This is a genomic window from Roseburia inulinivorans DSM 16841 (assembly GCF_000174195.1).
Classification (GTDB): domain Bacteria; phylum Bacillota; class Clostridia; order Lachnospirales; family Lachnospiraceae; genus Roseburia; species Roseburia inulinivorans.
The window spans coordinates 57,887-76,456 of sequence record NZ_ACFY01000096.1 but is presented as its reverse complement, the minus strand read 5'-3'; the positions used below and the strand labels follow the sequence as shown (position 1 = coordinate 76,456).

20 protein-coding genes are annotated in these 18,570 nt (G+C 35.1%); 19 read left to right on the top strand and 1 reads right to left on the bottom strand.

What is annotated here, in order from left to right:
- Positions 1–36 precede the first annotated feature (36 nt).
- Genes ROSEINA2194_RS11220 through ROSEINA2194_RS21160 form a run of 3 tightly spaced genes read left to right on the top strand, consistent with a single transcriptional unit; the run spans position 37 to position 1,880 of the window.
- Positions 37–1,011 carry a hypothetical protein gene (locus ROSEINA2194_RS11220; protein WP_044927733.1) on the top strand — a complete coding sequence of 325 codons (975 nt, stop codon included), beginning with the start codon at positions 37–39 and terminating at the stop codon, positions 1,009–1,011.
- A 4-nt stretch (positions 1,012–1,015) separates the two neighbouring features.
- On the top strand, positions 1,016–1,420 hold the full coding sequence (locus ROSEINA2194_RS11215; RefSeq protein ID WP_007886914.1) for an AAA family ATPase: 405 nt from the start codon (positions 1,016–1,018) through the stop codon (positions 1,418–1,420).
- A complete protein-coding gene (locus ROSEINA2194_RS21160) occupies positions 1,320–1,880 on the top strand; it encodes a hypothetical protein (RefSeq protein WP_172727105.1) in 561 nt (186 codons plus the stop codon). The genes ROSEINA2194_RS11215 and ROSEINA2194_RS21160 overlap by 101 nt, the downstream gene beginning before the upstream one ends.
- A gap of 70 nt (positions 1,881–1,950) precedes the next feature.
- Here ROSEINA2194_RS21160 and ROSEINA2194_RS22085 read toward each other — a convergent pair whose 3' ends face one another.
- Positions 1,951–3,297: a DUF3329 domain-containing protein gene (locus tag ROSEINA2194_RS22085; protein ID WP_007886911.1), complete on the bottom strand. Its 1,347-nt coding sequence runs from the start codon at positions 3,295–3,297 to the stop codon at positions 1,951–1,953.
- Between the two features lie 346 nt (positions 3,298–3,643).
- Here ROSEINA2194_RS22085 and ROSEINA2194_RS22080 point away from each other — a divergent pair, with 346 nt between their 5' ends.
- The 16 genes from ROSEINA2194_RS22080 (at position 3,644) to ROSEINA2194_RS11140 (ending at position 18,562) form a co-directional block, all read left to right on the top strand.
- Positions 3,644–4,435, top strand: a complete 792-nt coding sequence (locus ROSEINA2194_RS22080) for a hypothetical protein (RefSeq protein ID WP_252832609.1) — start codon at positions 3,644–3,646, stop codon at positions 4,433–4,435.
- The gene (locus ROSEINA2194_RS22075; protein ID WP_007886908.1) at positions 4,389–4,952 is read left to right on the top strand and encodes a sugar transferase; all 564 of its coding nucleotides are present in this window, start codon (positions 4,389–4,391) and stop codon (positions 4,950–4,952) included. Before ROSEINA2194_RS22080 ends, ROSEINA2194_RS22075 begins: the two co-directional genes overlap by 47 nt.
- A gap of 3 nt (positions 4,953–4,955) precedes the next feature.
- Positions 4,956–5,561, top strand: coding sequence for a DUF1972 domain-containing protein (locus ROSEINA2194_RS23010; protein ID WP_007886906.1), 606 nt, complete (start codon positions 4,956–4,958; stop codon positions 5,559–5,561).
- 16 nt (positions 5,562–5,577) lie between these two features.
- Positions 5,578–6,111, top strand: a complete 534-nt coding sequence (locus ROSEINA2194_RS23005) for a glycosyltransferase family protein (RefSeq protein ID WP_330370444.1) — start codon at positions 5,578–5,580, stop codon at positions 6,109–6,111.
- A 25-nt stretch (positions 6,112–6,136) separates the two neighbouring features.
- Entirely contained in the window at positions 6,137–6,778 is a 642-nt protein-coding gene (locus ROSEINA2194_RS22535; protein ID WP_007886902.1) for a CatB-related O-acetyltransferase, read from the top strand.
- Positions 6,751–7,737 (top strand): glycosyltransferase family 2 protein, encoded by a 987-nt coding sequence (locus ROSEINA2194_RS11185; RefSeq protein ID WP_007886900.1) that lies wholly within the window; start codon positions 6,751–6,753, stop codon positions 7,735–7,737. Before ROSEINA2194_RS22535 ends, ROSEINA2194_RS11185 begins: the two co-directional genes overlap by 28 nt.
- Positions 7,738–7,762: 25 nt before the next feature.
- Positions 7,763–9,289, top strand: coding sequence for a flippase (locus tag ROSEINA2194_RS11180; RefSeq protein ID WP_044927726.1), 1,527 nt, complete (start codon positions 7,763–7,765; stop codon positions 9,287–9,289).
- Positions 9,290–9,312: 23 nt separating this feature from the next.
- Positions 9,313–10,095 carry a glucose-1-phosphate cytidylyltransferase gene (gene rfbF, locus ROSEINA2194_RS11175; protein WP_007886896.1) on the top strand — a complete coding sequence of 261 codons (783 nt, stop codon included), beginning with the start codon at positions 9,313–9,315 and terminating at the stop codon, positions 10,093–10,095.
- Between the two features lie 2 nt (positions 10,096–10,097).
- Positions 10,098–11,177, top strand: coding sequence for a CDP-glucose 4,6-dehydratase (gene rfbG, locus ROSEINA2194_RS11170; RefSeq protein WP_217284419.1), 1,080 nt, complete (start codon positions 10,098–10,100; stop codon positions 11,175–11,177).
- 23 nt (positions 11,178–11,200) lie between these two features.
- Positions 11,201–12,550 (top strand): lipopolysaccharide biosynthesis protein RfbH, encoded by a 1,350-nt coding sequence (gene rfbH / locus ROSEINA2194_RS11165; RefSeq protein ID WP_007886877.1) that lies wholly within the window; start codon positions 11,201–11,203, stop codon positions 12,548–12,550.
- A 27-nt stretch (positions 12,551–12,577) separates the two neighbouring features.
- Complete coding sequence (locus ROSEINA2194_RS11160; protein WP_007886871.1) at positions 12,578–13,873, top strand: aldolase catalytic domain-containing protein; 1,296 nt, start codon at positions 12,578–12,580, stop codon at positions 13,871–13,873.
- 86 nt (positions 13,874–13,959) lie between these two features.
- Complete coding sequence (locus tag ROSEINA2194_RS22065; RefSeq protein ID WP_007886869.1) at positions 13,960–14,157, top strand: hypothetical protein; 198 nt, start codon at positions 13,960–13,962, stop codon at positions 14,155–14,157.
- A 36-nt stretch (positions 14,158–14,193) separates the two neighbouring features.
- Positions 14,194–14,856, top strand: a complete 663-nt coding sequence (locus tag ROSEINA2194_RS11155) for an HAD hydrolase-like protein (RefSeq protein WP_007886864.1) — start codon at positions 14,194–14,196, stop codon at positions 14,854–14,856.
- A gap of 3 nt (positions 14,857–14,859) precedes the next feature.
- Positions 14,860–16,680, top strand: a complete 1,821-nt coding sequence (locus tag ROSEINA2194_RS11150; protein WP_007886863.1) for a thiamine pyrophosphate-binding protein — start codon at positions 14,860–14,862, stop codon at positions 16,678–16,680.
- A gap of 21 nt (positions 16,681–16,701) precedes the next feature.
- On the top strand, positions 16,702–17,619 hold the full coding sequence (locus ROSEINA2194_RS11145) for an NAD-dependent epimerase/dehydratase family protein (RefSeq protein ID WP_007886862.1): 918 nt from the start codon (positions 16,702–16,704) through the stop codon (positions 17,617–17,619).
- Between the two features lie 4 nt (positions 17,620–17,623).
- Positions 17,624–18,562, top strand: a complete 939-nt coding sequence (locus ROSEINA2194_RS11140; RefSeq protein WP_007886861.1) for a glycosyltransferase family 2 protein — start codon at positions 17,624–17,626, stop codon at positions 18,560–18,562.
- The last annotated feature ends 8 nt before the right edge of the window (positions 18,563–18,570 follow it).

The following is an 18,570-nucleotide window of genomic DNA, read 5'->3' as shown; positions in this document are numbered from 1 at the left end:
TGATATGTGATATTTTTCTGAATGAAAGAGGGAAAAATGTTTTATAGTGAGCGAGATGCAATTGATATTTATGAAAGAAAATATTCAATACAGGAAATTTGGTGGATGGATGAAGATGACAGGCTTTTATTTGCTCCAGTCAGGCGTAACAGAAATAGGATCAGAAACATTGTGAGGAATGCAGTAGAAGCAATTGAACTTGGAATACCAATGCCGCCAATCTATGTTTCGGAACAGCAAAATGGAGACTATCTTGTTCTGGAATCCAAAGATACCATATATAGTCTGTTACAGTTTTTGAAAAATAATATGGGAATCGAAATTGACCAGGATGATGCAGATCGCCGAATGAGTTTCTATGAGATTGATCATGAAAATCCAAGATTAGCCAGTATGATCATGCGCACAGTGGTTCCTGTTCAGATTATTGAATACCGATCGCCGAAATACATGCATATGCTGACAGGAAAATTTATCGAAAACTGGACGGAAAACAGGGAATATGCAATACGCAAGATTATCTATAAAGACTCAAGGATAGAGTTGATCGAAAGAATCAGAGAAGTACTTTGTAAATTTCAAAGAACGGGATTGGTTAGATCATTAAATGAAATAAATATTTTTTATATGCTTGTTATTTGGATGGCATATACAAATAAAGTAAATGTGGATGAAGACAGATATATTACGAATGAACAATATCTGTTGGAAAATGCAATCTATGAAATGGATAATCTGAGAGATGGATATATTGACGACTTTGTAGAATGCGTTTTGCATACATGCAGTAGGTGTGAAGAGATTGATTATGAAAAAACAGTGAGGATTGTAAATAGAAGATTTGATGAGAAATATAAGTCTATATTTATGGCAATTGCAATTTGTATGAATGACATACGTGGAAATTTGAGGGAATTATATGACGAGAGATCATATTTGTACAGCATGCTGCATGACACATCGGTAACCTATGCTAATATAAGTCGATGGATTAATTATCTGAGGAGATAAATAAATGATAAATGAGCTGACAATTAAAGGGTTAAAATGTTTTGAAGAGGCAGAGTTTCACTTTAAAAATCTGACACTGCTTGCAGGAAAAAATTCCATGGGAAAGTCGACCGTTATTCAGGCATTGCTTGCAATGATACAGAAGGGAAAGAATCCTTTTCGCGGAGAATATATAGATATCGGAAAAATCAGTGAGTTAAAAAATAAATATGTAGGCAGTAAAGAAATCGAGATTACGGTAAACCAAAAAATTATCAGACATATGACAGATGATAAGAATGATGTGATAAGTGAAGGAAAACTTTCGGATGAAATGTCCTTTAAATGTCTGGCAGCAAGAAAGTGTCACTGCAACTGCACTGGCAGAGGCCGCAGAGAATGGATTTTCACTATTATCATTCAAGTCTGAAAAATATACGGATTGTGTGTTAGATATACAAAAAGGCAGCCAAAAATATGAGGTGTTATCTATATATTCACCACGATATCTTGCACAAAATCATTACATAGACCTAAATATAGACAGATGTGATTATCTGAAAATCAGATATGAGGGGACAAGAATAGATTGTAGTTTGTTGGAGAAAAAGTCAGGTCCGGATCAGCTTGAAGAAAGCGAATATAAGCAGTTGCTAGGAACACTGGATAAATTTGTTCAGCATGAATCATGGGATACGATAGACCGGGATGATGGATTGGAATACAAGAGGTATCATGGCGCAGGTAAGAAAAATTATTTTGCAGGATATTCTCAGACGATAATGAAATTTCGATATAGTGAAAAACAGCGTGTATTTGGATATCGAAAAGGAGACAGATTCCGCGTGATTCTGATAGAGAGAGATCATAAAATAAGTAATAATGGATAATATGAAAAAAGAAGAAAATCATTGAGTAAATTGTCAGTGATCTTCTTCTTTTTTGTTTTACAGAAAATACTTATTCATTATCCAAATCAGGATAAATTACATAAATTTGATCTAAACCGTAGTATTTTGCAACATACACATTTGGAAATGGATCCTTAGCATCCTTTCCGTTCAAATCTAACAAGCCATATTTACAGCTATACTTGGTTGTGGAAGTAATAATTGGTACACCAATTGTCATGTTGCCGGAATTTACAGAGTTCTCTATTGCAGCATCACGAACTGCCTGTTCCTTATGCACCCGGTAAATATCGTAGGAACCTTCCCAGTACGACATCAGACTGCTGACCAGAAGATAAATGCACACACACAGGGAGATACATTCTAAGCGTACATGTTCGCGCAATAATTGCAGCAATTGGACAATTCCAATCAGAAGAAACACAATTCCATTGGCAAGGCTTCGCTCTGGCAGATAGCTTGCAATCATAAGCATGCCGGAAGATATGACACTGATGAAAAAGAAGGAGAGCGCAATGAGAATCTCTGTCTTATTCAATTTGTGATAAATCGCAATGCCAAGAAGTACAAAAAACAGAATCAAAGGGATCCGACAGGCATTATAATATTCTGTAAATATCGCAATCGCATTTTTAAAAAGCAGCGAAAGCGATAGATTTTCGGAGAACTTGGCACTTCCGGAAGGACTTAACAGTAAGATCAGATATCCAAGAGCCCCACATGCAATCGGAAAAATATAAATAAAAAATTTCCTGATACTTTTCTGTCTGTACATTGTAATGCACAGAAGAAGAAAACCGGTAAAGATAACGGAAAAAGATACATTCTCTGAGTAATTTCCAAAAAGGAATGTAAATACACAGAACAGGATCAACTTCCAGGTTTGGTTTAACAGAGATTTTCCTCGTAATAAAGTAATATAGACTGACAGAAACAACAGAGCAAACAGATAACTCCACATATAATTAATGGAACCATCCAACCATAAAAAAATCTGACCATAGGCAGGCATATAAAGCCATAATAAAGTTGGAATTGCAAAAAAAAGTAAAAGGCTGCAAGCTTTTTTATGAGAGGTCAAATGATAAATGCTTAATATAAGCAACACAAAAAGAAATGCATTCACGAGATTGAAAATCCACTTGGAACCAATCAGAAAAAGCATAACAAAAAAGTGGGAAACAAGGCGTCCGTTGCCATACTTTGTATAGTGTACAGCCAGGGACGAAAAAATCTGCCCAATGGAAGTCATACGTGAGCCATCGGATAAGTTGAACATATAGCTGTAATCATCGGCTGCGTAGGGAGTCCAATGATTAAAAAGTAATGCAGTAAAAAATAAAATTATTGAACCAAGTATTAATTTATTGTATTGTCTAAAAAAATTTTTATTCATAAATGTTTTACCCTATTTATTAATTATAATTTAAAATTTGTTACGAAGCCTTGAAGGCAGACACGGGTTATTGTAGCATAATAAATAAAAGCTTGCAAATTCCTAGGTGAGTGAGAGCAGGCGTTAAAATTGTTTTTCACAGAGTATTATGTTAGAATAATCTGGTTGAATATTGAAAATATGTAAAACATAGGGAGATAATATGTATCGGCGAAAGAATAAAGGCTGGTTAAAGCATTTGGATTTTATTATTCTGGATCTGCTTTGCCTGCAGGTCTGCTTTGCATTAGCATATTTTAGCAGACATGGTTTTGGGGGAAATCCACATAAAGTTATTTATCAGAATATGATGCTTGTTCTTGTGCTTTTTGAATTCATATATGCATTCTTCTTGGAAGGGTATAAGGATATCCTAAAGCGGGGGTATTATGTTGAGTTTGTGTCTGTCGTAAAGCAGGTATGCATACTTGAATTATTTATAAGCTTTTACCTGATTGTTGTAAAAGATGGAGATGATTTTTCAAGAACAGTATTGTTTCTTTTGGGAATTTATCAATTAGGCATAGGGTGGATGACCAGAACATTATGGAAACTTCATGTAAAAAAATATCAGACAGAGGAAGGAAATTGCTCTCTGTTATTGATTACAACATCAAAAATGGCAGAAGAAGCATTAAAGAGAATCAGAGAGAATAACTATCAAACTTATAAGTTATCAGGTATTGTTTTTATGGATTGTATAAAACAAGAGAAGCAATACCAAAATATCCAGATCGTTTTGGAAGAAAATATGACAGAATGGGTATGCAAGAACTGGGTAGATGAAGTGCTTATTGTTTTGCCAAATGATATGTCATTTCCTGCAAAGTATACACGTGAGTTTTCTGAGATGGGGATTGTGGTTCATTACACGATTATGCAGGATGGCTTGACACAAAGTGAAAATCAGACTGCTGAAATGGTATGTGGATATTTAGTACTTACATCCAGTATTCGAATTGTGAGCAACAAAGAATATTTTATGAAAAGGACGCTCGATATAGCTGGGGGGCTGGTGGGAACCGCCATTACGCTTATACTTATACTTTTTTTTGGGACCTATTATTTTTATAAAATCTCCAGGACCGATTTTTTTTAAACAGGAGAGAGTGGGACAAAATGGCAGAAAATTTAATATGTATAAATTCCGGACGATGTATCTGGATGCTGAAGAACGAAAAAAAAATCTTTTGGAGCAAAATCAGATAGCAGATGGTATGATGTTCAAAATGGAAAACGACCCAAGGATCATTGGCAGTAAAATTGATCGGAAAACAGGAGAATATATACCGGGAATTGGAAACTGGATTCGCAAACTAAGCTTAGACGAGTTCCCACAGTTTTTTAATGTTTTAAGGGGAGATATGTCATTAGTGGGGACAAGACCACCTACAGTAGATGAATATGAGAAGTATAAATTGCATCATAAAGCAAGATTGTCGGTAAAGCCTGGTATTACAGGACTTTGGCAGGTCTCAGGAAGAAGTGAAATTACAGATTTCGAAGAAGTAGTCAAACTCGATACAGAGTACATTTGTCATTGGAGTATGGCGAATGATATTAAAATATTATTGCGGACAGTTCAGGTTGTGGTATCTGGAAAGGGAAGTATGTAAAAGATGCAGAATGTATTTATAATAGGGTCAAAAGGGATACCAGCGGCATATGGTGGGTACGAAACTTTTGTAGATAAATTAACAGAATATCATCGTAATAATGATAAGATAAAGTATCATGTAGCATGTAAGGGAGAGGAGAATAAAGAGTATATATATCATAATGCAAGATGTTTTATGATAAAAGTACCTGATATTGGACCAGCACAAGCTATTTATTATGATGTAGCTGCGTTAAAAGAGTGTTGCAGATATATAGAGAAAAAGCAGGTAAAACAGCCTGTTATTTATATATTAGCGTGTCGTATTGGACCATTTATAAGGCACTATGTAAGAAAAATACATAAGCTTGGAGGAAAGGTATATGTCAATCCGGATGGGCATGAATGGATGCGGCAGAAGTGGAATGCTTGTGTACGAAAATATTGGAAAATATCAGAACAAATGATGGTAAAAAATGCAGATTTATTAATTTGCGACAGTAAAAATATAGAGCAATATATAAAAAAGGAATATGAGAAATATTATCCTAAAACCACGTTTATTGCATATGGAACGGAAATAAGAAAGAGTCAGATGGCAGATTCAGATGAAAAATTAAAAAAATAGGTATGCAGAGAGAAAAATTCACCCTAAGCAGTATTATCTGGTAGTTGGAAGGTTCGTTCCGGAAAATAATTATGAAGTAATGATAAAAGAATTTATAAAATGCAAATCCGAAAGAGATTTTGTTCTTATCACGAATGTGAATGATAAATTTTTAAAAGAACTTGAATTGAAAACCGGTTATTCCAAGGATTCCAGAATCAAATTTGCGGGTACAGTATATGACTCAGAAATGTTAATGAAAATTCGGGAAAATGCATATGGATATTTTCATGGTCATGAAGTGGGAGGAACTAATCCAAGTCTTCTGGAAGCTCTGGCGAGCACACAACTTAATTTGCTATTGAATGTAGGATTTAACCGGGAGGTAGCAGAGGACGGCGCAATGTATTGGTCAAAAGAAGAGGGGAATCTTGCCGGCTTGATAGAAAAAGCGGATCATTTAGATCAGTCTGAGATAAATAAATATACAGAAAGAGCAAGAAAAAGAGTGCGTGACAGGTATAGTTGGGAGTATATTTCCGGACAATATGAAAAATTGTTTCTAAAGTGAGTGGATAAATGAAAGGAAAAAATTTTTGATAAAAAGAGTAATAGCGTTACTTAAACTTAAAATAAAGTGGAAAAAAAGAAATCAACATAATATGACATACTTGACTAATTTATGTGATATAGAACAAATACGCGTTGGAAGATATACATATGGACCAATATGTGTTGAAACATTTGGATGTGAGAATACGAAGCTGATAATTGGTCAATTTTGTTCTGTTGCTCAAAACGTCCGTTTTGTTTTGGGGGGAGAGCATAGGCTGGATTGTATTTCTACATATCCATTTCAGGCGAAAGTGCTAAAAAAAGAATGGGAGACTCAGGCGAAGGGAAATATTATTGTAAATGATGATGTCTGGATCGGTGATTCAGCCCTTATTCTTTCGGGAGTAGAGATTGGACAGGGAGCAGTGATAGCGGCCGGTGCAGTTGTGACGGAAGATGTTCCGCCATACGCAGTTGTTGGAGGTGTACCCGCCAAGGTTATAAAATATCGGTTTAGAGATGACGTGATAAAGGAACTGGTAAAAATTGATTATGCTAAAGTCGACCGGAAATTTATAGAGCGGCATGAAGATATATGGTATAGAAAAGTGATGGACACAGAAAGTGTACATGATTTGTTAAAGGAATTAGACAGATGGCAGAGCAGAAAAATTATGCATTAACAATAGCAATACCTACTTATAATCGTCTGGAAAAATTAAAAATATGTTTGAAACGATTGATGGAACAGAAAAAAATAGAACAAATAGAGATTATTGTTTCAGACAATGCTTCTACGGATGGAACTGGCGAGTACATGACTGAACTTGTGAAGAAGGCAGAGAATATCCGCTATTACAGAAATACAGAGAATGTAGGACCAGATAAAAATTTCCTAAATTGTTTTGATAAGGCTGTGGGTGAGTATGTTCTTTTATTGGGAGATGATGATTTTTTGCTTCCGATGGCGGTGGAACATCTTTTGGATACATTGGAAAAAAAACCGGTATTTTTGCATTTGAATACTTCTGGGTTAGTAAGTGAGTCGCCTTTTTTGTATAATGAACCGCGCTGGAAGGAAACAGGGTTAAAGATTTATTCTTCCAGAGAACAATTCCTTGAAGAAACAGGAATTTTTATTACGTTTATGTCCTCTCTTGTATTTAGAACGGAATTGGTAAGAAAAGTAGAAAATAAAGAACAATATATTGGAACATATTTTATACAGAGCTATATTGCACTGGCAACCATGCGGGAGCAGGGGATATATATTATTGATACCTATAATTATCTTGCAGCCTCCGGTAATGAAACGGTTGGATATGATCTGTATGAAGTATGGTTTTATAATTATCACAAATTGATATTGCAGGGTGGAAAGAATGGGGGCTTTTCTGAAAAAATATTATCAGATATTTATTATAAAACCACTAAAAATACAGTAAGACAATTTGTGATCCAATTCCGTTGTACATGCAAAAATCAGGCAAACTGGAGAAAAGCATATATATGGCCGTGTTTAGAAAAATATCACGATTTAAAAAGAACATTTTGGATACTTGTAAATTGTCCGGTGGGAATACTCAGATTACTGCATATAGTATGGGTGCAGCTTAGAAAAATAAAGAATGTTTTGCATTAATAAACATAATACAGGGAGTTTATTCATGGATAATAAAGTAAGAAAAAATTCGATATACAGTTTGCTGAAAGCGTTTTCGCAAGTCGTCTTTCCATTAATAACTTTCCCTTATATCAGCAGAGTGTTACATGCAGAGAATGTAGGAAAAGTGAATTTTGGTAATTCGATTATCAGTTATGTTTCTTTGGCTGCATCATTGGGAATTACAACTTATGCAGTGAGAGAGTGTTCGAAAATAAAAGATGACAATAATAAACTAGAGAATATGGTGGGTCAGATTATTTCCCTTAATATGGTTACTACATTTATTGCATATATAGGTCTGGCACTGGCACTGTTAGCTGCAAAACCATTGGAAAATTATCGGGAAATGATCATTATTCTAAGCACAACCGTATTGTTTACAACATTGGGTGCGGACTGGCTGAATACAGCTATGGAGGATTTTAAGTATATTACAGTCCGTACATTCCTTTTTCAGTTAGTTTCCATTACGGCAATGCTCCTTTTTGTACGGAAACCGGAAGATTATATGCGTTATGCTGTCATTACAGTAATTGCTTCAAGTGGAGCCAGTATTACCAATATGGTATACAGAAGAAAATTTTGTAAAACGAAACTGACATTGAACATTGACTGGAAGAGACATCTGCCACCAGTTCTTTTACTATTTGTAATGGTTCTTGCACAGACTATTTATTGTAATTCAGACATCACGATACTGGGAATCATAAAAGGTAACTATGAGGTTGGACTATATAGCACATCCGTAAAAATATATAGTCTTGTAAATTCTACGATCGCATCCATTGCATGGGTGGTTATGCCGCAGATGACAAAGAATTTTAATGAAGGAAATTACAATGAAATTAATAAATTGTTTCGGTATACATTCAATTTTGTTGTGATTCTTGGACTGCCATGTGTGGTCGGAATCAATATATTGTGTCCGGAGATGATAGAGATTATTGCAGGAAAAGAATATCTGGGAGCGACAGGTTCCCTACATATACTTTCCATTGCATTAGCAATTTCACTTATTGGAGGACTGATTGGAAATGTGTTGCTGCTTCCGGCAATGGAGGAAAAAACATGCCTTATCGCATGTGTGATTTCGGCGATGGCAAATATTATACTGAATCTTTTATTTATTCCAAAGTATGGTATTACTGCTGCAGCAGCTACGACTGCTGTTTCAGAATTAATATCACTCTGTATTGCAATCAGCAGGGTGGATAAGAAAATAAAGCTGATAGCATGCAGGAAAGATTTGATAGGACCAGTAATTGGAGCGGTATTGATCATTTTGATCGGAAAATGCGTTGCAATTGTGACAGAGCATCTTTGGACAAAAACAGTTCTGACAATTTTACTCAGTATGTTAGGATATTTTATTGTATTGATTTTAACTCGGAATGAATTTACAAAAAACATGTCGGAGATGTTATTGGGAAAATGCAGACATAAAAAAATAGCAATACATGGATTTTTTTTGGGGGGGGGATTGCGTTATGATTTGAGCCATGATATAGTTAATCTATATGTTTACTAGTACGAAAAATAAGGAGATTACAAATGAAAGTAGTATTATTAGCAGGAGGATTAGGAACACGTATAAGTGAAGAATCACAATACAAGCCAAAGCCTATGATTGAAATTGGCGGAAAGCCTATCTTGTGGCATATTATGAAGGAATATTCACATTACGGATTTAATGAGTTTATAGTGTGTGCAGGATATAAGCAGCACGTTATAAAAGAATGGTTTGCAGACTATTTCCTTCACAACAGTGATATTACGTTTGATTATACGAATGGGGACAGAAATGTAATCGTACATGATCAGCATTTAGACAAATGGAAAGTTACTGTGGTTGATACAGGACTTAATACTATGACAGGCGGAAGAATAAAACGCATACAGAAATATGTTGGGAATGAACCGTTTATGATGACATATGGTGATGGTGTATGTGATGTAGATATCAGCAAACTTTTGGAATTCCATAAGGAGCATGGAAAGATTGCTACTTTAACAGCTGTTCTTCAGGAACAGGAAAAGGGAGTCCTGGATATAGATCCCGATAATACAGTTAGAGCATTTAGAGAAAAGAATATGTGCGATGGTGCACCTATTAATGCAGGTTATATGGTGTTGAATCCGGAAATATTCGATTATATTGATGGTGATGATACAGTATTTGAAAAAGAACCACTGGTTAAATTATCAGAACAGGGTGAATTGATGTCATATATGCATAAAGGTTTTTGGCAGTGTATGGATAACAAGAGAGAAATGGATTTGCTTGAAAAGTTATTAAAGAACGGAAAAGCACCATGGAAGAAATGGGAAGATTAATTATGAGTGAACTATTAGAGTTTTATAAAGATAAAAAAGTTCTCGTAACAGGACACACGGGATTCAAAGGAGCTTGGTTGAGTAGAATATTGGTACAAGCCGGAGCTAGTGTGACAGGATATTCATTGGAAGCACCAACTAATCCCAATTTATTCGGATTAGCAGATGTTGAAAATCGGATGAAGTCTGTAATTGGAGATATAAGAGACAGAGAACATTTATTTGAGGTGTTTAAAGAAACACAGCCAGAAATCGTCATTCATCTTGCGGCACAGCCTATAGTACGAGATTCTTATAAGGATCCTGTGTATACATACGAGACAAATGTGATGGGAACAGTTAACATTTGTGAGGCAGTCAGATTAAATCCTTGCGTAAAATCATTTTTAAATGTTACTACCGATAAGGTATATAAGAATAATGAGTGGGAATGGGGATATCGAGAGAATGAACCATTGGATGGTTATGATCCTTATTCTAATAGTAAATCATGTTCGGAGTTGGTAACACATAGTTATATCAATTCTTTTTATGGAGATATGGAAGTAGCGGTATCCACAGCAAGAGCAGGTAATGTTATTGGTGGAGGAGATTTCGCCAATGATAGAATTATTCCTGATTGTGTAAGGGCAGCAGAAAAAAGAGAAGATATTATTGTGAGAAATCCGCATTCGACAAGACCATATCAGCATGTCCTTGAACCGTTGAAAATATATCTGATGATTATGAAAGCACAGTACGAGGATAAGGCCCTGGCTGGATTTTATAATGTCGGACCAGATGACAGAGATTGTATTACTACCGGACAGCTTGTTGATCTGTTCTGTGAAAAGTGGAATCAGGATGAACAAGGAGAGAATTGCGTGAAATGGATAAATAAGTCAGAGATTAACGCACCGCATGAAGCAAATTTTCTCAAACTTGACTGCTCTAAAATTAAGAAGGTGTTTGGATGGAAACCGAGATGGGGAGTAGAAGAGGCTGTTGAAAAGACTGTGGAATGGTCTAAGGTATATTTTAAAGGTGAAGATATTCCTAAATGCATGGATGAACAGATAAAAGAATTTTTTGAAGAATACTAAATAATAAAGATTAGGAGATTGAAATGTCTAATTGGAATAATGAATCAGAAGCAAGAGAACAAATTAAAGCACTTGTTGCAGAATATTATAAAGATTTTAAGAAAACTGAGCAAGATAAAGAGTTTACACCTGGAGACAGAATTTCATATGCTTCCCGTGTGTATGATGAAAAAGAGATGATGGCTCTTACAGATGCTACACTTGATTTCTGGCTCACAACAGGAAGATTTTCGGATCAGTTTGAAAAAGAATTTGCTAATTGGATCGGTGCCAAGTATGCACATTTAGTTAATTCAGGTTCATCAGCAAACCTTATCGCATTTATGGCTCTTACTGCACCAGAACTCGGTGACAGACAGATTAAAAAGGGAGATGAAGTGATTACGGTGGCTTGTGGATTCCCTACAACAGTGACACCAGCTATCCAGTATGGTGCAGTACCGGTGTTTGTTGATGTGACTGTCCCACAGTATAATATCGATGTTGCACAGCTTGAAGCAGCACTCAGCCCAAAGACAAAAGCAGTAATGATTGCTCATACACTTGGTAATCCATTTGATCTGAAGCATGTCAGAGAGTTCTGTAACAAACATAACTTATGGCTGGTAGAAGATAACTGTGATGCTCTCGGAACAAAGTATACAATTGATGGTGAGACAAGATTCTCAGGTACATGGGGTGATATAGGAACCAGTTCATTCTATCCACCACATCATATGACAATGGGAGAAGGCGGTTGTGTATATACAAATAATCCAGAACTTCACAGATTGATTCTTTCTTTCAGAGACTGGGGAAGAGACTGCATTTGTCCTTCAGGACAGGATAATTTCTGTAAACACAGATTTGATGGTCAGTACGGAGAACTTCCGGTAGGATATGATCATAAATATGTATATAGTCATTTTGGATACAACCTCAAGGTTACAGATATGCAGGCCGCTGTTGGATGCGAACAGTTAAAGAAATTCCCTTCCTTTATTGAAAGACGTAGATATAATTGGGATAGATTAAGAAAAAATCTTGAAGAAGTATCTGATAAGATTATTTTACCCGAACCAGCAGAAAATTCTGAACCATCATGGTTTGGTTTCCTTATAAGTGTCAGAGAAGATAGCGGACTGGATAGAAATAAGGTTACAAAGTATATTGAAGAGCATAATGTTCAGACAAGACTTCTTTTTAGTGGTAACTTAATAAAACATCCATGCTTTGACCAAATTCGTGGAACAGATGCATATCGAGTTATTGGTGAGTTAAAAAATACAGACTTTATTATGTCTCATACATTCTGGGTTGGAGTATATCCAGGAATGACAGATGAAAAAATTGATTATATGGCTAAGGTAATAAAGGAAGCAGTTAATCAGTAAAAGGCTAACGATTGGAAGGAAACAAAAATGAGCAACATCAGACTTTTGGATTGTACATTACGTGATGGCGGATATGTAAATGACTGGAAATTTGGTCATGATAATTTAGTTGGAATATTTGAAAGATTAGTGGATGCAAATGTTGATATTATTGAGATTGGATTTTTGGATGACAGAAGACCTTTTGATATTGACAGGAGCATCATGCCTAATACAGCGTGTGCTGAGAAAATATGGAAAGACGTTGAACACAAAAATGTAATGGTTGTAGGTATGATAGATTATGGAACATGTGATATATCGAATATACAACCTTGTTGTGATAGCTTTTTAGATGGTATTAGAGTTATTTTTAAAGAGCATCTTATGAAAGAAGCAATGGAATATTGCCGGCAGATTAAAAAATTGGGATATAAGGTATTTGCACAGCTTGTTTCAGTAACAACATACACAAAAGAGTCAATGTTAGAATTAATTGAACTTGTAAATGATGTTAAGCCATATGCTGTCTCAATGGTGGACACATATGGATTATTGAAACCAAATACTTTGTTAGAGTATTATGAAATACTCGATGAATATGTATACCCAGAAGTGCAAATAGGATTTCATGCACATAATAATTTTCAGCTAGCGTATGCTAATGCACTTGCATTTGTTAGCAAACCAAATAAAAAGCATGACATTGTTGTAGATGGAACATTATTTGGTATGGGAAAAAGTGCCGGAAATGCACCAATCGAGCTTCTAGCAATGTCATTAAATGAGGATTTTAATAAAAATTATCAGATTAATGCAATGCTCGAGTCTGTTGAAGAAAGCATAATGGATTTTTTTGAACAGTCTCCTTGGGGATACAAGATGTTCTTTTATTTGTGTGCATTGAATAAATGTCATCCGAGTTATCTGTCATATTATGAGAAAAAGGAAAATCTGTCCATTTCTAAACTGAATGACATTTTATCAGAAATTGAACCTGTTCCGAAAAAGTTATTATATGATAAAAAAAGTGCAGATGAATTATATACGTCTTATATGTCAACAAACTGTTGTGATGAAGCTGATAAACAAAAACTAAAGGAAATATTGAAAAATCGTTCTATACTGCTTGTTGGACCTGGAAAAAATATTGGTTTACAGTCAGAAAAAATTGAGAAGTATATAAAAGAAGAAAATCCATATGTGATTTCAATAAACTATATACCGGAATCGATTGATGTAGATAGTGTATTTGTGACTAATGTTAAGAGATATCGGCAGCTAGTAACCGTTATGGAAAAAGAAAAAACAAAAATGTTACCATTATTGCGACAACGAATGTAGAATGTAGAAATGGAAAGTTCGAATATCATATTAATCGGGCACCGCTTCTTGAAAATAATCAAAAAATTAAAGATAGCTCATTTTTAATGATGATAAAATTGTTAGATGAAATTGGTATTGTCAGTGTGACATGTGCTGGTTTTGACGGGTATTCAGAAAAAGAAGATAATTATTTAAATCCGGAGATGGAATACTATTTTGTTAAAAAGGAAGCTTCGAATTTAAATCAGCATATGAGAGAGTCAATTTATGAATATCGTAGAACGATGAACATTAATTTTTGACCTTTTCATTATATGATCAAGTGGAGGATGTAAACAGTGCAGCATTTTGATGTGGTTGTATTTGATGTAGATGGCACATTACTTGACACATCAGAAGGTGTGTTGGCATCAGTGAAATATACAATAAAAGAACATAATCTTCCAGAGGTAGATGAAGAAGTACTAAAAACTTTTATAGGTCCTCCGATTCAGAATTCCTTTTCTAAGGTATATGGACTCAAAGGAGATATATTACAAGAGTTGGCTACTACATTTAGAAATCAATACAAAGATGTTGATCTTTTAAAGGCAGTGCCATATGAAGGAATATATAGTGTTTTTGAGGCATTAATAAAAGAAGGTAAAAAAGTTGCAATTGCAACATATAAACGACAGGATTATGCTACAAAGATTATGCATCACTTTGGTTTTGATAAATATACAGATATTATTTATGGAGCAGATCACGAAAATAAGCTAAAAAAGAGAGATATCATAGAACTTGCGTTGAAAGATTGTGGCGTGAAAGATTTTTCCAATGCAATTATGATCGGGGATAGTGACAATGATGCAATAGGAGCACAAGAAATAGGAACACAATTTATAGGTGTAACTTATGGCTTTGGTTTCAGCAAAAAAGAAGATATTTGTAAGTATAAAAATGTTGGAAGTGCAGATAGCACACAGGAGTTAGTTTCACTTTTAGTAGGAGATAAGTAAAATATGAAGATTAAAGTAGCTAAATTCATATCACAGTTTTTGGTAGATAATGGAATTACAGATTGTTTCATGGTAACTGGAGGAGGAGCAATGCATTTGGATGATGCAATTGGTCATCAGGAGGGAATGCATTGTGTGTTTAACCATCATGAACAGGCGTGCTCAATAGCAGCGGAAGGCTATACAAGAATGACTGGAAAGCTTGCAGCTGTATGTGTTACTAGCGGACCAGGTGGAACAAATGCAATTACGGGCGTAATGGGAGGATGGTTAGATTCAATCCCAATGTTTGTAATCTCGGGTCAGGTAAAAAGAGAAACAACAACATGGTCATGCCAGGAATTGGGACTTAGACAACTTGGAGATCAGGAGTTTGACATAATTAATTCTGTATCAAATATGACAAAGTATGCAGTAATGCTGACTAACCCAAAAGAGGTTGCTTATCATATGGAGAAGGCACTTTATCTCGCATTAAATGGAAGAGGTGGTCCAGTATGGATTGACGTACCACTTGATGTTCAGGGGGCAATGATTGAAACTGAAGAGTTAATTCACTTTAACCCTGCAGAGGAAAAACCATGGCAAGTGCCTGAAGTTAAACTTGAAGTTGTAGATACTATTTTGGAAAAAATCAAAAAAGCAAAAGCACCATTAATTTTAGTTGGTACAGGAATTCGTTTGGGTGGAGCAGAAGAACTGTTACTTAAATTATTAGACAAATTACAGATTCCAGTGGTAACTGCTTGGAATGCAAATGATGTATTGGCAGCAGATAGTCCATACTTTGCAGGAATGCCGGGAACAGTTGGCACCAGACCAGGAAATTTTGCAATTCAAAATTGTGATTTGCTTTTGAGTTTAGGTTGCAGACTGAATATTAGAATGATTGGATATAATCATTATGATTTTGCAAAGAATGCATATAAAATTATTGTAGATATCGACCCAAGAGAACTTGTAAAACCAACAATTCGTCCGGATATGCCAGTAAATGCGGATGTAAAGGATTTAATATCTAAGATGCTGGATTCTGATTATAATGCAGAAACAAAGCATAAGAAATGGTTGGTATGGTGTCAGAATCTTATGAAAGAGTATCCGGCAGCTTGTAAAGAATACCATAGAAACGATGGCGGTGTAATTAATCCATATATCTTTATGGATAAGCTGTTTGATCATTTAAATAATAATGATCGGATTATTTGCGGAAATGGCAGTGCATGTGTTATAACTTTCCAGGCAGGAAAGATTAAACAGGGACAGAGAATGTTTACCAATTCAGGCTGTGCTGCAATGGGTTATGGCCTTCCGGCTGCATTAGGTGTTGCGGTTTCCGATAATTCCAGAAGAACAATTTGCATTGATGGTGATGGAAGCATCATGATGAATGTGCAAGAGCTTGCGACCATTGTACAAAATAACTTAGATATTAAAATAATACTTTTAAATAATAATGGATATCATTCAATCAGACAGACTCAGACAAACTTGTTCCAGCCACCGTTTATAGGTATAGATGAAAAGAGTGGAGTAGGATTCCCAGATTTTAAAGTTTTAGCACAGGCATTTGGAATGAAGTATTACGTTTTAGATAATGAAGAAAACTGCAGTCAGGTGTTAGAAGAGGCACTTAATTGCGAAGGAGCATGTATTTGTGAAGCGATAGTAGATCCAAGTCAGAATTTTGCTCCAAAGTCATCATCAAAGGTGCTTCCGGATGGAAGAATTACATCACCATCACTTGATGATATGGCTCCTTTTTTAGACAGAGAGGAATTTGAGAAGATTAAATCAGAAGCTACAATGATAAAAGAAGAATAATCTTTTAAGGGAGAAGTACATATGAAAAGTGCTGTGATAACCGGACCTACAGGTTCAATAGGAACAGCTTTAATAGAGCATTTAATAAGTAATGGAATAGAGGTCTTGGCAATTGTAAGACCAGATTCGAAAAGAACTGATAATATTCCAACGCATCCATTGGTTACAAAATTGAAATTGAATTTGAATGAACTAGATAAAGTTCCAAATTATTTGGATGGTAAGAATTATGATGTTTTTTATCATCTTGGATGGGATGGAACCTTTGGAAATTCAAGAAATAACATGCAAGGACAACTCCAGAATATACAATATACATTGGATGCGGTAGAACTTGCGTCAAGAATCGGATGTAAGAAATTTGTAGGTGCTGGTTCACAGGCTGAATATGGAAGAGTTGAAGGAGTATTGAGTGCATCAACACCAGTATTCCCGGAAAATGGATATGGTATAGCAAAATTGTGTGCAGGGCAAATGAGTCGAATATTGTGTGAGCAGAAGCAAATAGAACATATATGGACAAGAATATTGAGCATATATGGACCATATGATGGTGAGAACACAATGATTATGTCTTCTATTGGGAAATTACTAAGAGGTGAAAAACCTGCACTTACAAAAGGCGAGCAACAATGGGATTATTTATATTCTAAGGATGCAGGTTATGCGATGTATCTTTTAGGAGAAAAAGGAGTATCTGGAAAAGTTTATTGCATAGGAAGTGGAAAAACAAGATGTTTGGCAGAGTATGTTAAGGTTCTTAGAGATTCAATTTCAACAGAGCTGCCGTTAGGTTTTGGTGAAATTGCATATGCTCCCAAACAGGTGATGCATTTGTGTGCAGATATTTCTGATTTGACAAATGATACAGGTTTTATACCGCAATATTCTTTTGAAGAAGGAATTAAAGAGACAATAGAATGGTATAAAGGTAGATAATATTATGAAAAAAGTTAGTATATTAATTCCTTGCTATAATGAACAGGAAAATGTAAGGCCGATGAGCGAGGCAATTGTTGATTTATTTGAGAAGCAGTTAACACAGTATGATTATGAATTATTATTTATCGATAATGATTCCTCGGATCAGACAAGACCTATTTTGAGAGAAATCTGCAAAAATAACGAACATATAAAAGCTATTTTTAATGCAAAGAATTTTGGACAATTCAACTCACCTTATTATGGAATGTTGCAGACAACAGGTGATTGCACAATTAGTATGGTATGCGATTTTCAGGATCCTGTAGAATTGATACCACAGTATCTTGAAGCCTGGGAGCAAGGATATAAAATTGTTATTGGAATAAAGACAAGCAGTAAAGAAAATCCTATTATGTATCATTTGCGTAGCGTATATTACAAAATGATTAAAAAGTTTTCGGATGTTGAACAAATCGAACATTTTACAGGTTCAGGTCTTTATGATAAAGATTTTATACAGGTATTGAGAGATTTAAAAGATCCAACTCCATTCCTGCGTGGGATTGTGGCAGAACTTGGATATAAGAGGAAAGAGATTCCTTATGAACAGCCGGAAAGAAGAGCAGGAAAGACACATAATAATTTCTTGCGGTTATATGATGCAGCAATGCTTAGCTTTACTTCTTATACAAAGATTGGCTTGAGAATGGCAACATTTCTTGGAATGGGATGTGGAGCAATCAGTGCAGTAATTGGTTTGATTTATCTTATAATGAAACTTGTTCTATGGGATACGTTTGCTGCTGGAATGGCACCTGTCTTAATTGGAATGTTTTTCTTGGGTTCTGTACAACTATTTTTCCTTGGTTTTATTGGAGAATATGTTTTAAGTATTAATCAAAGAGTTATGAATCGACCATTAGTTATCGAAGAGGAACGAATTAATTTCAAAAAATGAGTATTTAG

Bases quoted from the DNA above. Each gene is read 5' to 3' on its own strand.
- ROSEINA2194_RS11180 (WP_044927726.1), top strand. From the start codon at position 7,763: ATGGATAATAAAGTAAGAAAAAATTCGATATACAGTTTGCTGAAAGCG.
- rfbG (WP_217284419.1), top strand. From the start codon at position 10,098: ATGAGTGAACTATTAGAGTTTTATAAAGATAAAAAAGTTCTCGTAACA.
- ROSEINA2194_RS11150 (WP_007886863.1), top strand. From the start codon at position 14,860: ATGAAGATTAAAGTAGCTAAATTCATATCACAGTTTTTGGTAGATAAT.
- ROSEINA2194_RS22085 (WP_007886911.1), bottom strand. From the start codon at position 3,297: ATGAATAAAAATTTTTTTAGACAATACAATAAATTAATACTTGGTTCA.
- rfbF (WP_007886896.1), top strand. From the start codon at position 9,313: ATGAAAGTAGTATTATTAGCAGGAGGATTAGGAACACGTATAAGTGAA.
- ROSEINA2194_RS22080 (WP_252832609.1), top strand. From the start codon at position 3,644: ATGATGCTTGTTCTTGTGCTTTTTGAATTCATATATGCATTCTTCTTG.
- ROSEINA2194_RS21160 (WP_172727105.1), top strand. From the start codon at position 1,320: ATGAAATGTCCTTTAAATGTCTGGCAGCAAGAAAGTGTCACTGCAACT.
- ROSEINA2194_RS11160 (WP_007886871.1), top strand. From the start codon at position 12,578: ATGAGCAACATCAGACTTTTGGATTGTACATTACGTGATGGCGGATAT.
- ROSEINA2194_RS22065 (WP_007886869.1), top strand. From the start codon at position 13,960: ATGATGATAAAATTGTTAGATGAAATTGGTATTGTCAGTGTGACATGT.
- ROSEINA2194_RS11140 (WP_007886861.1), top strand. From the start codon at position 17,624: ATGAAAAAAGTTAGTATATTAATTCCTTGCTATAATGAACAGGAAAAT.
- ROSEINA2194_RS11220 (WP_044927733.1), top strand. From the start codon at position 37: ATGTTTTATAGTGAGCGAGATGCAATTGATATTTATGAAAGAAAATAT.
- ROSEINA2194_RS11185 (WP_007886900.1), top strand. From the start codon at position 6,751: ATGGCAGAGCAGAAAAATTATGCATTAACAATAGCAATACCTACTTAT.
- rfbH (WP_007886877.1), top strand. From the start codon at position 11,201: ATGTCTAATTGGAATAATGAATCAGAAGCAAGAGAACAAATTAAAGCA.
- ROSEINA2194_RS23010 (WP_007886906.1), top strand. From the start codon at position 4,956: ATGCAGAATGTATTTATAATAGGGTCAAAAGGGATACCAGCGGCATAT.
- ROSEINA2194_RS11215 (WP_007886914.1), top strand. From the start codon at position 1,016: ATGATAAATGAGCTGACAATTAAAGGGTTAAAATGTTTTGAAGAGGCA.
- ROSEINA2194_RS11145 (WP_007886862.1), top strand. From the start codon at position 16,702: ATGAAAAGTGCTGTGATAACCGGACCTACAGGTTCAATAGGAACAGCT.